This is a genomic window from Kineococcus rhizosphaerae (genome assembly GCF_003002055.1).
In the GTDB taxonomy this organism is placed as follows: domain Bacteria; phylum Actinomycetota; class Actinomycetes; order Actinomycetales; family Kineococcaceae; genus Kineococcus; species Kineococcus rhizosphaerae.
Genome location: NZ_PVZF01000006.1, coordinates 124615 through 144276, shown reverse-complemented (window position 1 = coordinate 144276; position 19662 = coordinate 124615). Strand labels below are relative to the sequence as shown.

Annotated in this window: 18 protein-coding genes; 12 read left to right on the top strand and 6 right to left on the bottom strand. The window is 74.8% G+C overall.

The features are described 5' to 3' along the window. The first annotated feature begins 12 nt into the window (after positions 1–12). The 8 genes from CLV37_RS13215 to CLV37_RS13180 all read left to right on the top strand — a co-directional run bounded on the left by CLV37_RS13215 (position 13) and on the right by CLV37_RS13180 (position 9735). Positions 13–1086 carry a Gfo/Idh/MocA family protein gene (locus tag CLV37_RS13215; RefSeq protein WP_106211047.1) on the top strand — a complete coding sequence of 358 codons (1074 nt, stop codon included), beginning with the start codon at positions 13–15 and terminating at the stop codon, positions 1084–1086. After that, positions 1083–2024 carry a TIM barrel protein gene (locus tag CLV37_RS13210; RefSeq protein ID WP_106211045.1) on the top strand — a complete coding sequence of 314 codons (942 nt, stop codon included), beginning with the start codon at positions 1083–1085 and terminating at the stop codon, positions 2022–2024. Before CLV37_RS13215 ends, CLV37_RS13210 begins: the two co-directional genes overlap by 4 nt. A 188-nt stretch (positions 2025–2212) precedes the next feature. Further along, positions 2213–4351 carry a PP2C family protein-serine/threonine phosphatase gene (locus tag CLV37_RS13205; RefSeq protein ID WP_106211043.1) on the top strand — a complete coding sequence of 713 codons (2139 nt, stop codon included), beginning with the start codon at positions 2213–2215 and terminating at the stop codon, positions 4349–4351. 53 nt (positions 4352–4404) lie between these two features. Continuing rightward, entirely contained in the window at positions 4405–4794 is a 390-nt protein-coding gene (locus CLV37_RS13200) for an ATP-binding protein (protein ID WP_106211041.1), read from the top strand. A gap of 162 nt (positions 4795–4956) precedes the next feature. Continuing rightward, complete coding sequence (locus tag CLV37_RS13195; RefSeq protein WP_106211039.1) at positions 4957–6306, top strand: ABC transporter substrate-binding protein; 1350 nt, start codon at positions 4957–4959, stop codon at positions 6304–6306. Next, entirely contained in the window at positions 6303–7172 is an 870-nt protein-coding gene (locus tag CLV37_RS13190) for a carbohydrate ABC transporter permease (protein ID WP_211298619.1), read from the top strand. Before CLV37_RS13195 ends, CLV37_RS13190 begins: the two co-directional genes overlap by 4 nt. After that, positions 7169–8059, top strand: a complete 891-nt coding sequence (locus CLV37_RS13185) for a carbohydrate ABC transporter permease (RefSeq protein ID WP_211298618.1) — start codon at positions 7169–7171, stop codon at positions 8057–8059. Before CLV37_RS13190 ends, CLV37_RS13185 begins: the two co-directional genes overlap by 4 nt. Before the next feature lie 185 nt (positions 8060–8244). Then, complete coding sequence (locus tag CLV37_RS13180) at positions 8245–9735, top strand: GGDEF domain-containing protein (RefSeq protein WP_106211034.1); 1491 nt, start codon at positions 8245–8247, stop codon at positions 9733–9735. A gap of 32 nt (positions 9736–9767) precedes the next feature. Here the strand turns inward: CLV37_RS13180 and CLV37_RS13175 are convergent, their stop codons facing one another. Together CLV37_RS13175 and CLV37_RS13170 are read right to left on the bottom strand one after the other, a co-directional pair. Further along, complete coding sequence (locus CLV37_RS13175; RefSeq protein ID WP_106211032.1) at positions 9768–10316, bottom strand: GNAT family N-acetyltransferase; 549 nt, start codon at positions 10314–10316, stop codon at positions 9768–9770. Beyond that, the gene (locus CLV37_RS13170; protein ID WP_106211030.1) at positions 10313–11203 is read right to left on the bottom strand and encodes a helix-turn-helix transcriptional regulator; all 891 of its coding nucleotides are present in this window, start codon (positions 11201–11203) and stop codon (positions 10313–10315) included. Before CLV37_RS13170 ends, CLV37_RS13175 begins: the two co-directional genes overlap by 4 nt. Before the next feature lie 149 nt (positions 11204–11352). Here CLV37_RS13170 and CLV37_RS13165 point away from each other — a divergent pair, with 149 nt between their 5' ends. Continuing rightward, positions 11353–12036, top strand: coding sequence for an SDR family NAD(P)-dependent oxidoreductase (locus tag CLV37_RS13165; RefSeq protein ID WP_106211028.1), 684 nt, complete (start codon positions 11353–11355; stop codon positions 12034–12036). An 18-nt stretch (positions 12037–12054) separates the two neighbouring features. Here CLV37_RS13165 and CLV37_RS13160 read toward each other — a convergent pair whose 3' ends face one another. After that, the gene (locus CLV37_RS13160) at positions 12055–13287 is read right to left on the bottom strand and encodes a saccharopine dehydrogenase family protein (protein ID WP_245885392.1); all 1233 of its coding nucleotides are present in this window, start codon (positions 13285–13287) and stop codon (positions 12055–12057) included. Between the two features lie 143 nt (positions 13288–13430). On the opposite strand from CLV37_RS13160, the gene CLV37_RS13155 reads away from it, so the two are divergent. After that, entirely contained in the window at positions 13431–15374 is a 1944-nt protein-coding gene (locus CLV37_RS13155) for an adenylyl cyclase (RefSeq protein ID WP_425433620.1), read from the top strand. A gap of 76 nt (positions 15375–15450) precedes the next feature. Here CLV37_RS13155 and CLV37_RS13150 read toward each other — a convergent pair whose 3' ends face one another. Further along, on the bottom strand, positions 15451–16419 hold the full coding sequence (locus CLV37_RS13150; protein ID WP_106211026.1) for a LacI family DNA-binding transcriptional regulator: 969 nt from the start codon (positions 16417–16419) through the stop codon (positions 15451–15453). 106 nt (positions 16420–16525) lie between these two features. Here CLV37_RS13150 and CLV37_RS13145 point away from each other — a divergent pair, with 106 nt between their 5' ends. Beyond that, positions 16526–16990, top strand: a complete 465-nt coding sequence (locus CLV37_RS13145; RefSeq protein ID WP_106211024.1) for a hypothetical protein — start codon at positions 16526–16528, stop codon at positions 16988–16990. Between the two features lie 120 nt (positions 16991–17110). On the opposite strand, the gene CLV37_RS13140 is transcribed toward CLV37_RS13145, so the two are convergent. Then, positions 17111–17836 carry a tyrosine-protein phosphatase gene (locus tag CLV37_RS13140; protein WP_170127245.1) on the bottom strand — a complete coding sequence of 242 codons (726 nt, stop codon included), beginning with the start codon at positions 17834–17836 and terminating at the stop codon, positions 17111–17113. Positions 17837–18206: 370 nt separating this feature from the next. Beyond that, positions 18207–19073: a phytanoyl-CoA dioxygenase family protein gene (locus CLV37_RS13135; protein ID WP_106211019.1), complete on the bottom strand. Its 867-nt coding sequence runs from the start codon at positions 19071–19073 to the stop codon at positions 18207–18209. 318 nt (positions 19074–19391) lie between these two features. Between CLV37_RS13135 and CLV37_RS13130 the strand changes: the two genes are divergently transcribed. Beyond that, positions 19392–19625, top strand: a complete 234-nt coding sequence (locus tag CLV37_RS13130) for a hypothetical protein (protein ID WP_106211017.1) — start codon at positions 19392–19394, stop codon at positions 19623–19625. Positions 19626–19662: the final 37 nt, after the last annotated feature.

Here is a 19662-nt window from a genome sequence, read left to right as displayed (position 1 = left end):
GAGAGAACGACCGTGACCCTGCGCTGGGGAGTCCTCGGGCTCGGCACCATCAGCCGCGCCGTCCACCTGCCGCTCATCGCCCGGCTGCCCGGGCACGCCGTCGCGGCGGTGGCCGACCTCGACCCCGTCCGCAGCGCCGAACTCGCCGCCGCCTACGGGGCCCGGGCGCTCGGACCGGCCGAGCTGCTCGCCGCCGCCGACGTCGACGCCGTCCTGGTCGCCACCCCGGGCCGGCACGCCGCCCACGCCGTGTCGGCCCTGCGCGCCGGCAAGCACGTCCTGGCGGAGAAACCGTTCGCCCTGTCCGCGGCGGAGGTGCAGGAGGCGGCCGCGGTGGCGCGGGAGACGGGGCTGCACCTGCAGGTCGGGTACATGAAGGTGCACGACCGCGCCGTGGAGGCCGTGCGGTCGGCACTGCCCTCGATCGGGCAGGTGCGGCTCGTGCAGATCAGCGTGCGGCACCCCCTCGACGCCCCGCAGGTCGACCACCTGCGCCTGGCCGCGCCCGGGCCGCTGCCCGCTGCGGCCGCGCCGGCGGTCGCCGCCGACGACGCCGCGGAGGAACGCGCCCTGGACGCCTCCCTCGGGGCGCAGACCCCACCGGCGCTGCGGCGCCTGTTCCGGTCCGTGCTGTGCGGGTCGGTCGTCCACGAGCTCGCACTGCTGCGCGGCCTGGGGTTCGGGTCCCCGGAGTTCGACCACGCCGACCTCGTCGCCGCCGGCGACGACGCGCCGCCGACCGTCTTCGCCACCGGGCGCCTGGCCGGCGGCGCCCGGTTCGTCCTGGACTGGGCGTGGACGCCGCAGCGGCCCGACTACACCGAGACCGTCCGCATCACGGGCGCGGCCGGCGAGGTCGTCGTCGACGTCGCCCCGCCGTACCGGCTCGACGCGGTGAGCGCGGTGACGGTCACGAACCCGGACGGCACCCACCGCCCGCCGTCGCCGGCCGACGGCGCCTTCCAGCGCCAGCTCGAGGCGTTCGCGGCGGTGCTCGCGGGCGCTGCACCGCACCCGGAGTCCGGGCCGGCCGGGGCCGAGGCCGACCTGCTGGCCCTGCGCCGGGTCGTGGAGCTGGTCCGATGAGGTGGATCGCGGGGGCACCCGTCAGCTTCGGCGTGTGGGGGCCGCACTCCGGGGCGCCCGACGGCGACGGGAACTCCGTCCTCGGGGCGCTGGCGGGTGCCGGGTACCGGGGCAGCGAACTGGGGGACCCCGGGTTCCTGGGCGACCCGAGCCGCACCGCGGACCTGTTCGCGGCCCACGCGCTGGCCCCGGCCGGGGTCTACGTGGGTCTGCCGCTGGCCCGGGGTCGCCGCGAGGCCCGGGACCGGGAGGGTTTCGAGCTGACCTGCCGGACGCTGCGCGCCGTCGTCGACCGGTGCGCCCTGGAGGCGAGCGCACCCGGGGCCCCGCCGGCGCGCGTCGTGCTGGCCGACGACGGGGCCCCGGGTCTCGACGCCCCGCGCGACCCGGCGGACGTCACCTCCGGTCTGGACCACGCGGCCTGGCTGGAGGCGGTGGACGTGCTCGCTGAGGCCGTCGCGGTCGCCGCCGGGTACGGGCTGCCGACGACGTTCCACCCCCACCTCGGCACCTACGTGGAGTCCGCCTGGGAGGTCGACCGGCTGCTCGACAGCACGCCGCTGACCCTCACCCTCGACACCGGCCACGCGATGCTCGCCGGGACCGACCCGGTGCGGGCCGCGGGCCGGTGGGCCGGGCGCATCGACCACGTCCACCTCAAGGACGTCCGGACCTCGGTGTGCCGCCGGGCCCGCCGGGGGGGCCCGGTGCCGTTGCGGCAGTGGTGGTCCGAGGCGAACGTCCGGTTGGGGGAGGGCGACGTGGACCTCGCCGGCGTCCTGGACGTCCTGCGGCGCGACGGCTACGCGGGCTGGCTGGTGGTGGAGCAGGACGTCGCCCCGCACGGCGGACCGCAGCTGGCCGACTTCACCACCGACCAGGTGCACAACCTGGGGGTCCTGCACGGCCTGCTGGACCGCCGGCCGTCCCCGTCCTGAGGTGGCGACGCTGCGCGGTCTGCGCGGTTGCGACGGCGGGGAGCGCGGCCGTCACGGCCGCGCTGACCGTCTGAACGCCGTTCGAACACCATCTCCCCCGATCACCTAGGCTGCCGGTGGTGTCGAGTCCACGGCGCTGCCGGGCCGAACCCTGTCCGGAGGGGCAGGGCCGGCGGACCGGAGGCACCGTGTCGACGCACTCGGCGATGGACGACGTCAGCTCGATCACGGGTGAGGCCCCCGCGGCCGTCCTGCTCGTGCACCTGTCCGAACGCGCCGTCGTCCACGTCAACCCCGTCGCGCGCCAGCTCGCCCCCGACGCGGTGCTGCCGATGACCGTCGACGAGTGGTCCGACGCGGCCCAGCTGCGCGACCTCGAGGGCGCCGAGCTGTCCGAGACCGAGCACCCGCTGTCCAAGGTCGCCCGCTCCGAACCCGTCGTGGGCCAGGCCGTCTCGGCCGCGCAGGTCAGCGACCTCGGCCGGCAGCGCGAACCGCTGTGGGTGGTGGCGCTGCCGATGGCCGGGGCCCCCATGCTCGACGACCACGCCCTCGTCGTCTTCCTGCCGCTGCGCGACGCCCGCGCCGCCCGCGCCGCGATGGACGCCGCCACCGAGCAAGCCGACCTGCGCGACCGGGCCGTGCTGGCCACCGGGCTGTCCTTCACCGTCGCCGACGCCCGCGACGAGGAGTTCCCCCTCGTGTGGGTGAACCCCGCCTTCACGGCCACCACCGGCTACACGCTGGAGGAGTCCGTCGGGCGCAACTGCCGGTTCCTGCAGGGCCCGGCCAGCGACCCGGCGGTCCGCGAGCGCATGCGCGCGGCCCTGACGGCCGGCGAAGCCCTCACCGTCACGGTGCTGAACTACCGCAAGGACGGGCTCGCGTTCTGGAACCAGGTCTCCATGAGCCCCGTGTTCGGGCCCGAGGGGGACGTCACCCACTACGTCGGGATCCAGACCGACGTCACCGGGCGAGTGGCGGCGGACCGGGCCCGCGACGAGGCCCTGGCCGCCGAGCAGGCCGCCCGCCGGGAGGCCGAGGAGGCCCGGCACCGCGCCGAGGAGCACCGGGCCCGGCTGGACCTGCTCGCCGACGCCACCCACCGCCTGTCGGGGACCCTCGACTCCACCGAGTGCCGCCGGCGCCTCCTCGAGCTCGTCGTCCCGCGGCTGGCCGACTGGGCCGTCGTCCTGACCCCCGGCCCCCGCAGGCAGGTCGCCGCGGCCTCCGCCCTGCACCGCGACCCGGCCCGCGCCCCCCTGCTGGAGGAGTACCTCGACGGCGTGCGCCGCACGACCCTGACCGGCCCGTTGCAGGAGCTGCTGCTCGGCGGCCGGCCGGCCCGCCGGATCGCCGACTACCAGTCGGAGGCGGTGCGGGCCGAACGGAGCAGCTGGACCGCCGAGGACGAGGTCCTCACCCTGTCCGACGACCTCGGCGCCGCGTCGGTGCTCATCGTGCCGCTGCCGGGACGCCACCGCGACAACGACGTCATGGTCCTGGTGCGCGAGCCGGGGTCCACCGGGCACACCGACGACGACCTGGGGATCGCCGTCGACCTGGGCCGCCGGGCCGGGCTGCTGCTCGACAACGCCCGCCTCTACGAGGAGCAGCACCTCATCGCCTCGGCGCTGCAGCGCAGCCTGCTGCCCGACCTCCCGCAGGTCGCGGGCCTGACCGTCGCCGCCCGCTACCACGCCGGGGCGGACGGCAGCGACGTCGGCGGGGACTTCTACGAGCTCATCGACGGCCCCGGGGACGGCGTCGCGCTCGCCATCGGCGACGTCATGGGGCACGACGTCTACGCGGCCGCCGCCATGGGCCACCTCAAGGGGCTGCTGCGGGCGTGCGCGTGGGACGCGACGCTCGACACCCCCGCGGCGGTCCTCAGCCGCGTCGACGAGCTCACCGCGGCCCTGGGGATGTCCACCATGGCGACCGTCGGGTACGCACGGCTCACCCGGGAGGAGACGGGGGACTGGGCGCTGACGCACAGCTCCGCCGGCCACCCGCCGCTGCTGGTGCGCCACCCCGACGGCACGGTGCGGTACCTGGACGACACGGGCGGGATCCCGCTGGGGGTCGCCCCCGAGCTGTCCCGGCGGGACCGTTCCGAACGGCTGCCGGCCGGCAGCACCGTGCTCGCCTACACCGACGGGCTCGTCGAACGCCGGGGCGAGGTCCTCACCACGGGGCTGCAGCGGCTGGCGGACGTCGTGGCCGCCGCCCCCCGCGACGTGCACGCCCTGTGCGACCACCTGCTGGCCGAGCTCGGCGACAGCCAGGACGACATCGCGCTGCTCGCCGTCCACCTCGGCCCGTGAGGGAAGCGCTTCCGGTCGCGGAGCGGGCGGTTCCGGGAGACGGTTCCACCACGATGTGCTCCCAGACCCCGCCCGCCGCGCTCGACGTGGTCATGGACGCCACCGCCAGCCGGCGGGCGCGGCGCTTCCTGGACGCGCACTGGTGCACGGTCCACGCCGCCGGGGTCCGTCCACGGGCCGATCTCGTCGTCACCGAGCTCGTGACGAACGCCGTCCGGCACGGTGCACCGCCCGCACGGCTGTCCCTGGACTGCGCCGCGGACGCGGGGGTGACCATCGAGGTCTCCGACGCCGACCCGCACGCCCCGACGCTGCGGCACGCCGACCCCGACGCCGTGGGCGGGCGGGGCATCGCCCTCGTCGACGTCGTCAGCGCGGACTGGGGCGTCGACGTGCGCGCCGACGGCAAGACGGTCTGGAGCCGGCTCGTCGACGACGCCTGAGCCGTCCCGCGCGCCGCCCTGGCGCAACGTCCCGCCGGACGTTCCGGCGCGCTGCGCCCGGCGAACGTGGCTACGTTGGGCGCACCTTTCCCAGAGGTGCCCGTCCCGCGCGACCTCCAGCAGGTGAAGCCAACGCCTGCACGGACAAACGGAGCTTTCCCCATGGTCCACCCTGACCGGAGCAGTGCCCAGAACACTCACACCACCGTCACGGGGCAGCGGACGTCCCGCCGCCGGTTCCTCGGCGCCGGCGCCGCGGTCGCGACCACCGGGGCCCTCAGCGCCTGCGGCGGCTTCTCCACCGGGGGGTCGAAGGAGGACGGCGGCTCCTCCGACGACGGCTCCCTGACGATGATCACGTGGGCCTCCGACGCCGAGGCCGCGGCGTTCAAGGCCCTGGCCGACGGGTTCAAGGAGCAGACCGGGACGACCGTGAAGCTGCAGGTCGTGCCCTACTCGGAGGTCCTGACGGCCGTCGACACCGGCCTGCGCACCGACACCCCGCCGGACCTGTTCCGCGTCAGCTACACCGACGTCGCGGCCTACCGCGGGCAGAACGTCCTGGCCTCCCTGCCCGACGCCGACACCCTGAAGGCCTCGTTCCTGCCGGCGTTCTGGTCGGCTGTGACCGACGAGCAGGGGACCTTCGGGATCCCGCACCACACCGACACGTCCATGGTCGTCCTGAACACCGCGGCGGTCGCCTCGGCCGGGCTCGGCACCCTGCCGGCCACGCTGGACGCCGCCTGGAGCTGGGAGGACTTCGCCGCCGCCCTCGGCCGGATCAAGCCCTCGCGCGCCGACAGCTACGCCTTCGCGGCCAACTGGCAGAACGCCGGCGCCTACCGCTGGCTGAACTTCGTCGACCAGGCCGGGGGGAGGCTGCTCAGCGACGACCTCACCTCGGTCGCCGCCGACGACCCCGGGGCGCTGAAGGCGCTGACCTACACGCGCGACCTGTTCCGCAAGCAGCTCACCCCGCAGAACGCCTCCGCGCGCGGGCAGGCCGCGAGCGACCTGTTCCTCAACCAGACGGTGGCGACGGCCTTCGCGGGTGACTTCCTGCTCGCCGAGATCGACGGCGGCGGGTTCGAGTACTCCGCCACGTTCCTGCCGCGCGACGTCAACGCCTCCGCGGACCTCGGCGGCAACGCCCTCGTGGCGGTCGAGGCGAGCGAGAAGAAGGAGCAGGCGCTGAAGTTCCTGACCTTCTGCGCGCAGGCCGAGCAGATGGGCACCTTCTGCGCCGCGGCCAGCGTCCTGCCCACCCGCAGCGACGTGGACCCCGCGACGCTGAAGTACCCCGTGCGCCCGGACCTCATGGAGCTGTACGTCGAGCAGGCCAAGGCGATCCGCGAACCCCTCGTCCAGCAGGTCGTCGTGCCGAGCTTCAGCGCCATCAACGCCCAGTTGCGCGACCGGCTCGACGAGGTGTTCCTCGGTGGCGACGACGACGCCGCGGCGCTGAAGCGGATCACCGACGGCGTCGCCTCGGTGCTGAAGCAGTCGTGAGGGTCAGGCGGTGGGCCACCTCCTACGCGATGCTGGCCCCGGCGCTCGCGCTGTTCGGCGTCTTCGTGCTCTACCCCCTCGTCGGCGCCGTGCGGATCTCCCTGACGAACTCCACGGGCATCGGGCAGGCGAAGTTCGTGGGACTGGCGAACTACACCGCGATGGCCTCGGACCCGACCTTCTGGCAGGCCGCCGGGAACACCGCGCTGCTGGCCGTCGTCTCCGTCCCGGTCAGCCTCGGCCTCGGGCTGGGCATCGCCCTGCTGCTGCGCGACCGCATCCCGGGGGGCGGGTTGTTCCGTGCCGTGTTCCTCGCGCCCTACGTGATCTCCGGGGTCGTCGTGGCCATGGCGGGACGGTGGATCTTCGACCAGAACGTCGGGATCGTCGACCGGGTCCTGGCCGGGACGGGCCTGCCGCAACCGGACTGGCAGTCCGACGGGACCGCGGCCGCGGTCTCCGTCGTCCTGGTCCTGCTGTGGGCGCGCACGGGCCTGGCGGTGATCCTCTACCTGTCGGCGCTGCAGGGGATCGACGGTGACGTCCTGGAGGCCGCCGAACTGGACGGCGCCTCGGCGTGGCAGCGCCTGAAGGGCGTCGTCTGGCCGCTGCTGCGGCCCACGACCTTCTTCCTCACGGTGATGCTCGTCATCGAGACCTTCCAGGTGTTCGACATCGTCTGGGTCATGACCAAGGGCGGCCCCGCGGGGTCGACCGAGCTCCTGGTCACCTACGCCTACAACCAGGGCTTCGCCGCCCGGCGCGAGGGGTACGGCTCGGCGATCGGGGTCGTCGTGTTCGTCGTGGTGCTGGCGGCCACCGCCGTGTGGTGGCGGGTCCAGCGGGCCAGCGAGGACGAGCTGTGAGCCGCGTCGAGGGGGCGACCCGCCCGCGGGACCGGCTCGCCGTGCAGCACTCCCGCCGCTCCGCCCGGGGGAGCTCTCGGGGCACCCGCCGGGGGCGGTACGTCGTCCTGGTCGTGCTCAGCCTGCTCTGGTTGTTCCCGCTCTACTGGATGGTCGTCACGGCCGTCTCCCCGCGCGACGACCTGGCCTCCGGGCGCATCGGCCTGCTCCCGACCACGCTGCACGCCGGCGGTTTCACCCGGGCCCTGACGCAGTTCCCGGTGCTGCAGTGGGCGCAGAACTCCTTCGCGATCGCCGTGGTCGCGGTGGCCCTGACGGTCGTGGTGGACGTGACGGCCGGCTACGTGCTGGCCAAGCACCGCTTCCCCGGGCGGTCGGTCGTCTTCCTGCTCATCGTCGCGACCCTCATGATCCCCGTGCAGGTCCTGCTGGTGCCGCAGTTCGACCTCGTGAACTCCCTGGGCTGGATCAACTCCTACTGGGCGGTCATCGTCCCCCGCTCGGCCGAGGCGTTCGGGGTGTTCCTGGCCCGGCAGTACTTCCTCTCGCTGCCCGACGAACTGCTCGAAGCCGCCCAGCTCGACGGGGCCGGGCAGCTGCGCACGCTGTGGTCGGTCGTGCTGCCGTTGTCGCGGCCGTTGATCGCGGTCCTGCTGGTGATGACGTTCATGTACCGCTGGAACGAGTTCGCGTGGCCGCTGGTGGCCCTGCGCGACCCGGCCCTCTACACCCTGCCCGTCGGGTTGTCGTTCCTGCAGAGCCAGTACACGACGGACTACCCGGCGCTCATGGCCGGCGCGCTGGTGTCCGTGCTGCCGGTGCTCGTGCTGTTCGGGATCGCGCAGCGGCAGTTCGTCGCCGGCATCGCCCGCAGCGGGCTGAAGTGAACCCCGCCCGCGCCGAGACGCTGGGCGCGGGGGAACCCCCGGGGTCCGACCTCACCGGTGTCACCCGGACGGGTGTCCGCGTCACGAGGACCGTCTAGAGGACCGTCTGACGGCCGGCGGCCGCGGCGGCCGCCGTTCGGGTGAACCGGGCGACAGTCCGGGGCCGGACGTGGCGATGGGAGAGGATGCCCAGTCCTGGAACGGGGGTCCTCGTCCGCGCGCACCTTACCGTCGGTGTCGCGTTGTCCGTGCTGTGCGTGTGCCTGCCCGCGGGTCCCGTCCACGACGCGCTGTACAGCGTCATCAGCTGCGGGTGCGTGGCGCTCATGGTCGTGGGCGTCCGCCGGCACCGTCCGCGCGCGGTGGCCGGGTGGTGGCTGACGACGTGCGGGGTGGCGGCCTGGGCCGCGGCCGACCTGCTGTGGGCCGTGTACACGTGGGTCCTGCACGTCTCGCCGTTCCCGTCCCCGGCCGACGCGCTGTACCTGACGAGCTACGCGCTCATCGCGTGCGGGTTCTGGCGGTTCGTGCGGGCCCGCCGCGGGCAGGGCGACCCCGAGGGGTTCGTCGACTCGCTGATCTTCACCGTGGGTTTCGTCCTGCTGAGCTGGGTGCTGCTCATGCGGCCGGGGCTGGAGTCGGCGGGGGAGTCGTCGGTCGCGCGGGTGCTGGCGGCCGCCTACCCGCTGGGCGACGTGCTGCTGCTCGCGTTCCTGGTGCGGTTGCTGACTACGAGCGGGGCGCGCACCGCGTCGTTCCGGTGGCTGGTCGCGGGGAACACGCTGCTGCTGGTGGCCGACTGCGCCTACCAGTACGTCGAGATGACGACCGGGTACTCCGGTGGCCTCATCACCCTGCCCTGGTTGCTGGGCTACGTCTGCTTCGCCACCGCGGCGCTGCACCCGTCGATGCGGGCGCTGACCGACGGCGACGGGCGGCAGGCCGGGACCCGGTTCACGCGCCGCAGGCTGGCGGCGCTGACCCTGGCGAGCCTCGTCGCCCCCGGGACGCTGCTGGTCGAACTGGCGCTGGGCCTGCGGCTGGAGGGGTGGGCCGTGGGCGTCTCCTCGGTGGTGCTGTTCGCCCTGGTGGTCCAGCGCATGTCGGGGTTGTTGCGCCGGCTGGACCAGCAGGCGGCGAAGCTGTCGGAACTGGCGCGCACCGATGCGCTGACCGGTCTGCCGAACCGCCGCACGGGCGACGCCGAACTGGCCCGGATGCAGGTCCGGGCGCTCGAGGAGGGGCTGCCGCTGTGCGTGGCGGTCCTGGACCTCGACCGCTTCAAGGCGTTCAACGACACCTACGGCCACCAGGCGGGTGACCAGCTGCTGGTGCAGGCCTCCGCGGCCTGGCGCGAACGTCTCGTCGTGGACCGCGTCGGTGCCGGGGCCGGCCGCTCGGCCATGCTCGGCCGCTGGGGCGGGGAGGAGTTCCTGCTGCTCGTCCTGGGCCGTGACCTGGCGTCGGCGGTCGCGGTGGTGGACTCCCTGCGCGCGGTCACCCCGGCGGGCCAGACGTTCTCGGCCGGCGTGGCCCAGTGGGACGGGACGTCGAGCGCGGCGGAACTGTTCGCCGCCGCCGACACCGCGCTGTACGCGGCGAAGTGCGGCGGGCGGGACGCGGTGGTCGCGGCGCCGGCTCCCGTGCAGGTGCAGCTGCAGGCGCCGACCCGCTGAACCCGGCTCAGGCGGTCACCGCACGTCTGCGGTCACGGGTGTGCGTCGTCCCCCGGCAGCCGACCGCAGACGCAGACGTCGTGCCGGCCCCCCGCCGCGGGCAGCACCGAGCGCAGGGTGCCCTCCAGCGTGAACCCCAGCCGCTCGGCCACGGCCCGGCTGGGCCGGTTCTGCGCCGCGCACCGGATCTCGACCCGCTGCACCCCGCGGTCGCGGACGAGGTGCTCGCGCAGGGTTGCGGCGGCGCGGGTGACGATGCCCCGGCCCTGGTGACCGGCGTCGATCCAGTACCCGAGTCCCGCCCGGGAGAGTTCGGGGTCCAGGCTGGCCCCCAGCGCCCCGACGACCTCGCCGCGCCAGCGCAGCGTGCACGGCAGGGCCTTGCCGTCGACCCACGCCAGCCGGGTGGTGCGCAGCCGTGCGGCGAACTCCTCCAGCGTCAGGTCCGGGCGCGCCAGCTCCTCCCACGGCTGCAGGTGCTCGAGGTCGGCCAGCAGCAGGGCGTGCACCGAGGGCACCAGCCAGGGTTCGGTGAGGACGAGTTCCACGTCCTCGTCGACGGCCAGGACGAAACCCGTCACCGCCGGACCCCGTCCGCCTCCCGCTGGCCCCCGGCGTCCTCGCGCCCACCGGGACGACGTGGGACGGGGGGCAGGCTCGTGGCGGCGAGCAGGCCGAGGGTCTCCTCGTCGCGCGACCCCGCGTCCGGGTGGTGGACCACCAGCATCAGGTCGTCGCTGCCGTTGATGGTCAGGCGTTCCCGGTTGAGGGTCAGGTCGCCGACCTGGGGGTGGTGGAAGCGCACCGGACCCCCGCTCTGCCCGCGCACCTCGTGCCGGGCCCACAGCGTCCGGAACCGGGGGCTGGCCAGCGTCAGCTCACCGGTCAGCTCGATGAACCGGGGGTCGTCGACGTCGGTCCCGACGGCCTGGCGCAGGTTCGCGACGAAGCACTCCGTCACGTCCTCCCAGTCCGGGTACAGCGCCTGCGTCGCGGCGTCCAGGAACAGGTCCCGCAGCTGGTTGCCCCCCACGACGGTGCCCGGTGAGAGCGCCGTCGCCAGGCGGTTCGCGGCGAGGACGTCGAAGTACCGGTCCTCGATGTACGCGGGCTGCACGAGGGAACCCAGGAGCTTCAGCGCCCCCGCCGGAGGGGTCTGCCGCCGCGCCCGGCGCCTGCGCCTGCGCGGCACCTGCGCGACCATTCCCAGCAGGTGCGCGACGTGCTCGTCGTCGAGCTGCAGCACGGCGGCGATCGACTCCAGGACCTGCGGTGAGGGGTGGCGGTCGCGGCCGCGCTCCAGCCGCAGGTAGTAGTCCGCGCTGATGCCGGCGAGCATCGCGACCTCCTCCCGGCGCAGGCCCGGCACGCGCCGCACCCCGGCGTTCGGCAGGCCCACCTGCTCCGTCGTCACCAGCTCGCGCCGGGCCCGCAGGAAGGCCCCGAGGGGGTTCGTCGACTCGCTCACGGGCTCGAGCGTAGGACGCCCGCGCCGGCGCAGGCAGGGTCCTGCGAGACCCCCGTCCGGGCGGGGCTCTGGCTGGTCCGGCGCGCCCTCCCTAGCGTTGCGCAGCGGTCCGACCGGACCGGTGAGAACCAGGGAGAACGAGGAGAGGCATGACCGTCACGCTGATCACCGGGGGCAACAAGGGCCTCGGCCACGAGACCGCCCGGCAGCTGCTGGACCTCGGGCACGACGTGTGGATCGGCGCCCGCGACGCCGGGCGCGGGCAGGAGGCCGCCGCGCGGATCGGGGCGCGCTCCGTGCAGCTCGACGTCACGGACGAGGCCTCGGTGCGCCGGGCCCTGGCGACGATCGACGCCGCCGAGGGCCGTCTCGACGTCCTGGTGCACAACGCGGGCGTCCTGGAGACCGGGCTCGACGGCCCCGCCGCCACCAGGTCGTTCGCCACGAACGCCGTCGGCGTCGTGCTCGTCACGGAAGCCGCGCTGCCGCTGCTGCGCCGGTCCGCGAACCCCACCGTGGTCACCGTCTCCAGCAGCATGGGATCGTTCTGGGCCGTCACCAACCCCGACCGCCCCGAGGCCGGGTTCCCGCTGGCCCTGTACGCCGCGTCGAAGGCCGCGGCGACCATGCTGACCCTGCAGTACGCCAAGGCGAACCCCGGCATCCGGTTCAACGCCGTCGAACCCGGCGCGACCGCCACCGACATGACCGCCGCGTTCGGCATCGGACGGCCGGTGCAGGAGAGCGCACGGGTGGTCGTGCGGTGGGCCACCCCCGACCCGTCCGGCCCGACCGGGACCTTCCAGGACGAGGCGGGGACCCTGCCCTGGTGAGGCTCGCGCCCGGGCGGTTCAGTCGGTGACGTCGAGCGTGAACCCCCTGCGGCGCAGACGGTCCACGAGCGGGGTCCCGATGCCCGTGGCGGGGGTCAGGACACCGGCGCCGGCGGGCAGGCGGTCCTCGTCGAGGGCGAGCGCCAGGGCGCTCTCACCGAGCATCACCGCGGTCGCGGCGTACCCGGGGTCGCCGTGGGCGGCCACGGTCACGCCGGTCCGGCGGCCGGACTCCGTGCGCGCGTCCAGGCGCAGCCGGAAACGGCCCGTGCGGCGGGTCCGCTCGCCCGGGCCCGTCCCGGGCGAGGGCAGCAGGCGGTCCAGCAGCGGGCGCAGGGGTTCGACCGCGAGCAGACCGGTGAGCCCGGCCAGGACCCCCGTGACCGCGCCCGCCCGCAGGGCCGCGGTGCGCCCGGAGAACGCCATCACCTCGGTGTAGCGCAGCCGCGGCCCGTAGGCGTGGCCCTGCAGGGCGTTGCTGCGCCGCACCACCCGGGTGTTGTACGAGGCCATCACGAAGGGCGCCACCCAGTCGCCCGTCGCGGCGCGCCGGTGGGGGGCGAACGCGTCCGGCTGGCGGCCCAGGTCCGGTTCGCCCGCGCGGTCGGGGCTCAGGGCGTACGGGTCGGCCACCAGCGCCCGCGCCCGTTCGTCGCGGCGGGCGGTGTCCAGCTGCAGGCGCAATGAGTCCACGGTGCCGCCGCTGAAGCCGCCGCGCACCGACATGACCTCCAGCGTGGCGCTCGCGAGCGGACCGGCGCCCTGCGCCCGCGCCCACTCGTGCGCGAGCAGCACGGCCAGGTCCGAGGGCACCGAGTCGAAACCGCACGAGTGCACGATCCGGGCCCCGCTCGCGCGGGCCGTCTCCTCGGCGGTGTCGATGCTGCGGCGCACGAACAGGACCTCGCCGGTCAGGTCGGCGTAGTGGGTTCCGGCGCGCGCGCACGCCTGCACCAGCGGCAGCCCGTGGCGCAGGTAGGGGCCGACGGTCGAGACGACGACGTGCGTGGACTCCGCGAGCGTGCGCAGGGACGCCTCGTCGGCGGCGTCGGCCACCACGAGCGGCCAGTCCGCCGCGACCGGCCCCAGGTCGCGGGCCACCGCCGCCAGCCGTTCGCGCGAGCGGCCGGCCAGGGCGATCCGCGTCCCGGCGGGGGCGTGCGCGGCCAGGTGCGCCGCGGTCAGCCGCCCGACGAAACCCGAGGCGCCGAACAGCACGACGTCCACTGCGCGGTCCAGTTCGCGAGCCACGCCGTCACGCTAACCCGCCGGTCCCGATCCCACCCGCGCTCACCGTGCGCGGCCCGTCGCGTGGTGGGAGGAGAGGGTCTTGACGCCGCACGCTCCACGCCGATTACTGTGGGCGGGCGCTGGTGACACGAGTCACCACCGTGATGACCTCGATGAGGAGGCTGACCGTGCCCGCACTCCCCACCCCCCGTCCCACCCCCCGTCCCCGGTGGCGGCTGCGTCGTGCGGCGCAGGTCGCCGCGGCGGGCGCCGCCCTGGTCACCGTCGTCGGCGGTGGCGTGGCCGTCGCCGCACCCCCGCGCCCGGCACCCCCGCCTCCCGCGGCCGGGAACCTCGGCACCACGACCACGGTGTTCACCCCGCAGACCCCGCTCGCCGAGATCCAGGCGAAGGTCGACGAGGTCTACGCCCGGCAGGTGAACAACCAGTTCGGCACCCAGCGGTACGCGTTGCTGTTCGCACCCGGCACCTACGGCACCGACGCGCACCCGTTGCAGATCAAGGTCGGGTACTACACCGAGGTCGCGGGACTGGGTGCCTCGCCGGACGACGTCACGATCAACGGCAAGGTCGAGGTCTACAACCGCTGCCTCGCCGACGGCGGCACCGCGAACTGCATCGCGCTGGACAACTTCTGGCGTTCGGTGTCGAACTTCCACCTCGCCGTCAACGGCACGGGCCAGGACGGGTGCCGCGCCGGGGCGAACTTCTTCGCCGTCTCGCAGGCCTCCCCGATGCGCCGGGTCCACGTCACCGGGGGAACCCTGTCGCTGATGGACTACTGCACCGCGGGCCCGCAGTACGCCAGCGGGGGTTTCATCGCCGACTCCCAGGCCGGCGCGGTCGTCAACGGGTCCCAGCAGCAGTGGCTGATCCGCAACAGCACCGTCGGCAGCTGGAGCAACGGCGTGTGGAACCAGGTCTTCTCCGGCGTCGAGGGCGCCCCGAGCGGAGCCACCTTCCCGGACCCGCCGTACACCACGCTGGACACCACCCCGGTCAGCCGCGAGAAGCCGTACCTGTTCACCGACGCCTCCGGCGCCTACCAGGTGCAGGTGCCCGCCGCGCACACCGCGACCCGCGGAACCTCCTGGGTCCAGGACCGCACGCAGGGCCGGACCATCCCGCTGCGCGACTTCTTCACCGCCACCCCCGCCACGCCGGTGCAGCAGATCAACAACGCGCTGGCCCGCGGGGAGAACCTCCTGCTGACCCCGGGCGTCTACGACGTCGACAAGGCCGTCGCGGTCAAGCGTGCCGGCACCGTGGTCCTCGGCCTGGGCATGGCCACGCTCACCGCCACCGCCGGGAACGCGGCGATGACCGTCGCCGACGTCCCCGGGGTCGTGGTCGCCGGGATCACGATCGACGCGGGCACCCGGACGTCCCCGGTGCTGCTGCAGGTCGGCACGAAGAACGGCAACCACGGCAGGGGCACGGTCGACCCGGCGAACCCGACGACCCTGTCCGACGTGTTCTTCCGCGTCGGGGGCCCGCACGTCGGCAAGGCCGACACCGCCCTGGAGATCAACACCGACCGCGTCCTCGTCGACCACGCCTGGGTCTGGCGCGCGGACCACGGCGAGGAGGGTTTCACCGCCGGCGTCGAGGGCGACACCGACCGCTGGAGGACCAACACCGGGCGCGACGGGGTCGTCGTGAACGGCGACGACGTGACGGCGACCGGCCTGTTCGTCGAGCACTTCCAGCGCTACAACACCACCTGGAACGGCGAGCGCGGGACCACCGTGCTGTACCAGAACGAACTGCCGTACGACCCGCCCACGCAGGCCGACTGGACCCGCCCGGACGGCACCCTCGGCTACCCCGGGTACGCGGTGGCCCGCGGGGTGAAGACCCACCACCTCTACGGCGGCGGTTCCTACGTCTACAACCGCAACAACCCCTCGATCGTCACCGAGAACGGTTTCGAGGCACCCACCACGCCGGGCGTGCAGCTGCAGCACCTGCTGACCGTCAACCTCGGCGCCGGCACCACCCGGCACGTCGTGAACGGCGTCGGGGGGCAGGTGGACGACAGCAACACCGGGACGCCGCAGTACGTGGTCGCCTACCCGGCGGGCTGACGGCCGGGTACCCGGCGCGGCCCGGGAGGGTTCCCCGCCCTCCCGGGCCGCGCGTGCGCCGGTACCCCGCGGCGCATCAGGCCGAGGCGCGCCGCACCAGGTGCACGACCTGCTCCGGGCGCGGGGGCGGCGCCTGCCCGTCCAGCGCGGCGATCACCTGGGCGGCGAGGTGGTGGGCCTGGACCTCGACGGACTGCGAGACCGTGGTCAGCGGGGGGTCGGCGAGGCGGCCCAGCGCGGTGTCGTCGACCCCGACGACCGCGACGTCGTCGGGCACGCGCAGACCGTGGGCGCGCAACCCGGCCAGGACGGCGAGCGCGACGTCGTCGTTGTAGGCCGCCACGGCGCTGACCGCGCCTGCGGCGTCCGGGTGCCAGGTGCGCACGGCGCGTGCGGCGGCGGCGGCGTCCAGGGGGACCTCCAGCGCCACCGGTTCCGGCAGGCCCAGTTCGGCGCACGCGGCCCGGGCCCCGGCGAGGCGCTGGGCGGCGAAGCCGGCGACGCGGTCGTCGTCCGGTGCGGCGTAACCGATTCGCCGGTGACCGGTGGCGGCGAGGTGGTGCACCTGCAGCGCGCCGGTGCGTTCCTGCAGGGCCACGAGCCCGCTGTGCTCGCCCGTGGTGAGCACCTGGACCTCCGCGCGGGCCATCGCCCGCTCGTCCTCGGCCGAGAACGGCGTGAGCCCGACCACGACCCGCGGCTGGACGCTGCGCCACAGGTCGGCCAGCGGCCGGGGGTCGCGGCCGTGGTGCAGCAGCAGGAGCAGTCCCCGTGCGCACAGCTCCTCGGTGAGGTGCTCGATGAGGGCGTCGAGGACCGCGCCGATCGGCCAGTCCGGCAGGACGCACAGGACGAGGTCGCTGCGCCCGGACCGCAACGCCCGCGCGGCCGCCGACGGGGCGTAGCCCAGGTCCCGGGCCGCGGCGAGGACGCGCTCGCGGGTGGTGGCGGAGATCGGTTTGGCGGCACCGTTGAGCACGTAGCTGACGGTGGTGCGCGACACACCGCTGGCGCGGGCCACGTCCGCGCTGGTCACCCGGGGCACGGCCCCATCCTGGCGTGCGGGGCGGTGCGGTGGGGCGGCATCCCCGTCCCACGCCGTGATCGGGGCCGATCCCCGGCGCGGGCGCGGCACGTGCCATCGTGCGGAGGTGGACGACGCTGCGCAGGTGCTCCGGCAGGACCCGGCGACCGGTGTGCTGAGGCGCGGGGTGGCGTGGGGCGCCGGGTGCGGCGCGGTGCTGGGTGGGCTGTACTTCCCCGTCGCCGCCGTGCTGGCCGCGCTCAACGGTGCCTCGGGCGAGGTGGGCACGGTGGTGCTGGGCCTGCTGCCGGCGGCCGCGGCCGGGGCGCTGGTGGGGGTGCTGGCCGCAATGGCCGCCTCCGGCCTGGTGGCACTGGTCCCGCGCCGCCGGCGACGCGGGTGGGGCCTCACCCTCGGCGCGGCGGTGCTGGCGGCGGTCGTCAGCGGCGCGGCCCCGGGTGCCGTGGCGTACGTCTCGGACGGCGACTTCCCGAGCGGCTGGGCGGCGGTCGTCGCCGCGGTCGCCCTGCTCCCGGCGGTGTGGGTGCTGCGGCGTCTCGTCCGGGAACCGGCCGAGCCCACGCCGCGGTGACGGGGTCGTGAGCGCCACCTCGGGGGCCGGGGAGCCGGTCGGCCGTGATCGACCGGTGGGACGCCCCCCCGGGTGACGAGGCCTCCCGGCGGCCCGCCCCGCGTCTCGAGCGCGGACGTATCAGACCAGCAACCTGGCGCGGAGCCTCTCGACGAGGTCCGGGTCGGCGCCGTGGGCCAGGGCCCAGCCCGACGTCCCGCCCTCGTGCGCGTCCCACACGTCGAGGATCGCCTCCAGCGCCTCCACCGGAGCCGTGAAGTACTCCTTCGGCAGCGTCGAGAGGTCGGCCCCCTCGGGCAGGGGGGAACTGGCCAGCAACCGCCGCATCACCTCGGGCATGGCCTCGGTGGTGAGGGCGAAGTCGGCCAGCACGGCCTCGCGGGGGACGTCGAGCAACCGCAGCACCAGCGCGACCACCAGCCCGGTGCGGTCCTTGCCCGCGGCGCAGTGCACGAGGACCGGCCCCGGCTCGGAGGCCACGAGGCTCGCGGCCCGCAGCAGGCCCGTGCCCGGTTCCAGCATCGAGAGGTACACCTCGACCAGGGGGCGTCGGCGCTGGGCGTTCGCACCGGGGTCCCCCGCGTGGTCGAGCAGGGCGACGTGGTGGACGTTCGACCCCGGCAGCGGGTGCGGGCCGGCGGGGATCTCGGCCGCCGAGCGCAGGTCGACGACGGTGGCCGGCGGCCAGGTCGTCACCTCACGCGGGGCTCCGTCCCCCGCGAGGGGCTGGGCGCTGCGCCACAGCACGTCCGGGCGCAGCCGCTCGTCGGCGTGGGCGAGGTCGCGCAGGTTGGCGATCTGCTCGCTCACCGGGCTGTCCCGGCGGCGTTCAGGGGTCTCACTCACGACCCGATGGTAGGCAACGACCTGTGGCCGGTCCCGGGCCGTCGCCCCCGCCGCTGATCGCGGGGACGACCGCGGTGCACCACCAGCGGGCGGTGTGCAGGGCGCGGACGAGCTCCTCGTCCACGAACCCGTCAACACCTCAGGCCCCCGGCTCGCGGCCGCCGCCGGAACGCTCCACCCCGCCGAACGGCGGTTCCGGGCTGTCGGCCGGCACCAGGACGACCACGTGGACGTCTCGCGATCTCGACGAGCGATCGCTGCTCCCGGTGTGCCCAGCTGAGTTTCGCCCGCCCCGTGGGGCGGGGTGCATCGTGGTCCTGGACACCAGCCGCCGTGCGACGGACCACGCCACCTCGCCTCGTGCCCCCGCTCAGCCCGCCTGCTGCGCGCGCAGCCGCGGGGGCACCACGTCCTCGCGGGGGGCGGTCGGGGCGAACGCGAAGCGCTCCACGCCGAGCCCGCGCAGGACGGCCTGCTCGACCGGCGAGGACTGCGCGGGGTCGGGGCGGTCGAAGTCCAGGGGCTCCTTGAGGCTGAGCGGCGGGTTGGTGATGAGCCGCTGCGCGAGCAGGACGTTCTGCGACGTCGCGTGCAGCACGAACGGGTGCATGAGGACCACGTCGCCCGCCTCGCCCGTCAGCTCGACGAACTCGTGGCACTGCTCGATCAGCCGGGTCTGCTGCAGCACGTCGGGCAGGACGCCCTCGGGGTGCTCGGCCAGGAAGCGGGCCACCACGCCGACGGAGTCGGTCGCCACGAACGTCCCCCCGCCCCGGGACACCACGTCGGTCCACAGCACGATGGTCAGGAGCCCCTGCTCGGGGGAGTCCAGGAAGTGGCGGAAGAAGTCGCCGTCCTTGTGCCAGCCACCCACCGCGGACGAGGGTTCCTCGAAGGGGCGGTCGGCCCCGACGCCGAGGTTGGCGATGATCCCGTCGCTCCAGCGCCAGGGGGTCTCGACGCGGTCGCGGCCGCCGAGCAGCTGGCAGGCGGCGGTGAAGGCCGTGGGGGCGAACGTCTCGGCGTCGACGTGCTCGACCGAGGGCAGGTGCACGCGCGGGCGGTCCCACGTCGAGGGGTCGTCGCGGTCCACGCCGAGGCGCTCCCAGGCGCGGTCCACGATCGGGGCCGCCTGCTCGGCGTCGAAGCAGTGCTCCAGGACGACGTAGCCCTTGTCGAGGAAGTGCTCGACCTGCGCGTCGCTGAGCGGCGCGGTGGAGCTGGTGCTGGTGCTCACGGGTGTCCTCCGGGTGACGAGTGGTGCGACGAGAGTCTCAGCCCTCGACGGCGCCGTCCACGATCCCCCGAGACCACCTGCTCGCCGGAGCGGATGTCCGTCGTCGAGCCGTTCGGCGTCAGCGGGTGGCCCGTGACCTCACCGCGCGCACCTCAGGGCCCCGTCCCTGCACCAGCGTCTCCCGCAACCAGGGCACTCCGTTCCGTGCACGCCCCGCGGGGCGTGAGGGGCTCTCGTTCGAACCGTGCTGCGGTAGTGGGTGCACGTCGCGACACGGTTCCGAGGGGCGGTGGACGTCATCGGAGGCAGACTGGTCACGTGGACGATCTCGCCGCCTGGAAGCGGCTGGCACCGGCGGGGTTGCTGCTCGTGGGGGCCGGTCTGAGCACCGCCGTCGACGCCGCCCAGCGCCGGACGACGGGTGCCGCGACGTCGCGGTGGACAGGGCAGGGGACCGTGGGCCTGGTGCTGGTGAACGCCGGTCTGTGCCTGTTCGGCGAGTCGGTCAGGCGCCGGACCCGCTACGAACTCGCGCCGCGCGGGGCGCGCTGATCCCGCACCGGCTCGCGCCGTCCCGACGCTGCTCCAC

What these genes read in the sequence shown, in the direction of transcription:
- CLV37_RS13210 (WP_106211045.1), top strand. Translation starts at nt 1,083, where the DNA reads ATGAGGTGGATCGCGGGGGCACCCGTCAGCTTCGGCGTGTGGGGGCCG.
- CLV37_RS13200 (WP_106211041.1), top strand. Translation starts at nt 4,405, where the DNA reads ATGTGCTCCCAGACCCCGCCCGCCGCGCTCGACGTGGTCATGGACGCC.
- CLV37_RS13195 (WP_106211039.1), top strand. Translation starts at nt 4,957, where the DNA reads ATGGTCCACCCTGACCGGAGCAGTGCCCAGAACACTCACACCACCGTC.
- CLV37_RS13180 (WP_106211034.1), top strand. Translation starts at nt 8,245, where the DNA reads ATGCCCAGTCCTGGAACGGGGGTCCTCGTCCGCGCGCACCTTACCGTC.
- CLV37_RS13165 (WP_106211028.1), top strand. Translation starts at nt 11,353, where the DNA reads ATGACCGTCACGCTGATCACCGGGGGCAACAAGGGCCTCGGCCACGAG.
- CLV37_RS13155 (WP_425433620.1), top strand. Translation starts at nt 13,431, where the DNA reads ATGACCTCGATGAGGAGGCTGACCGTGCCCGCACTCCCCACCCCCCGT.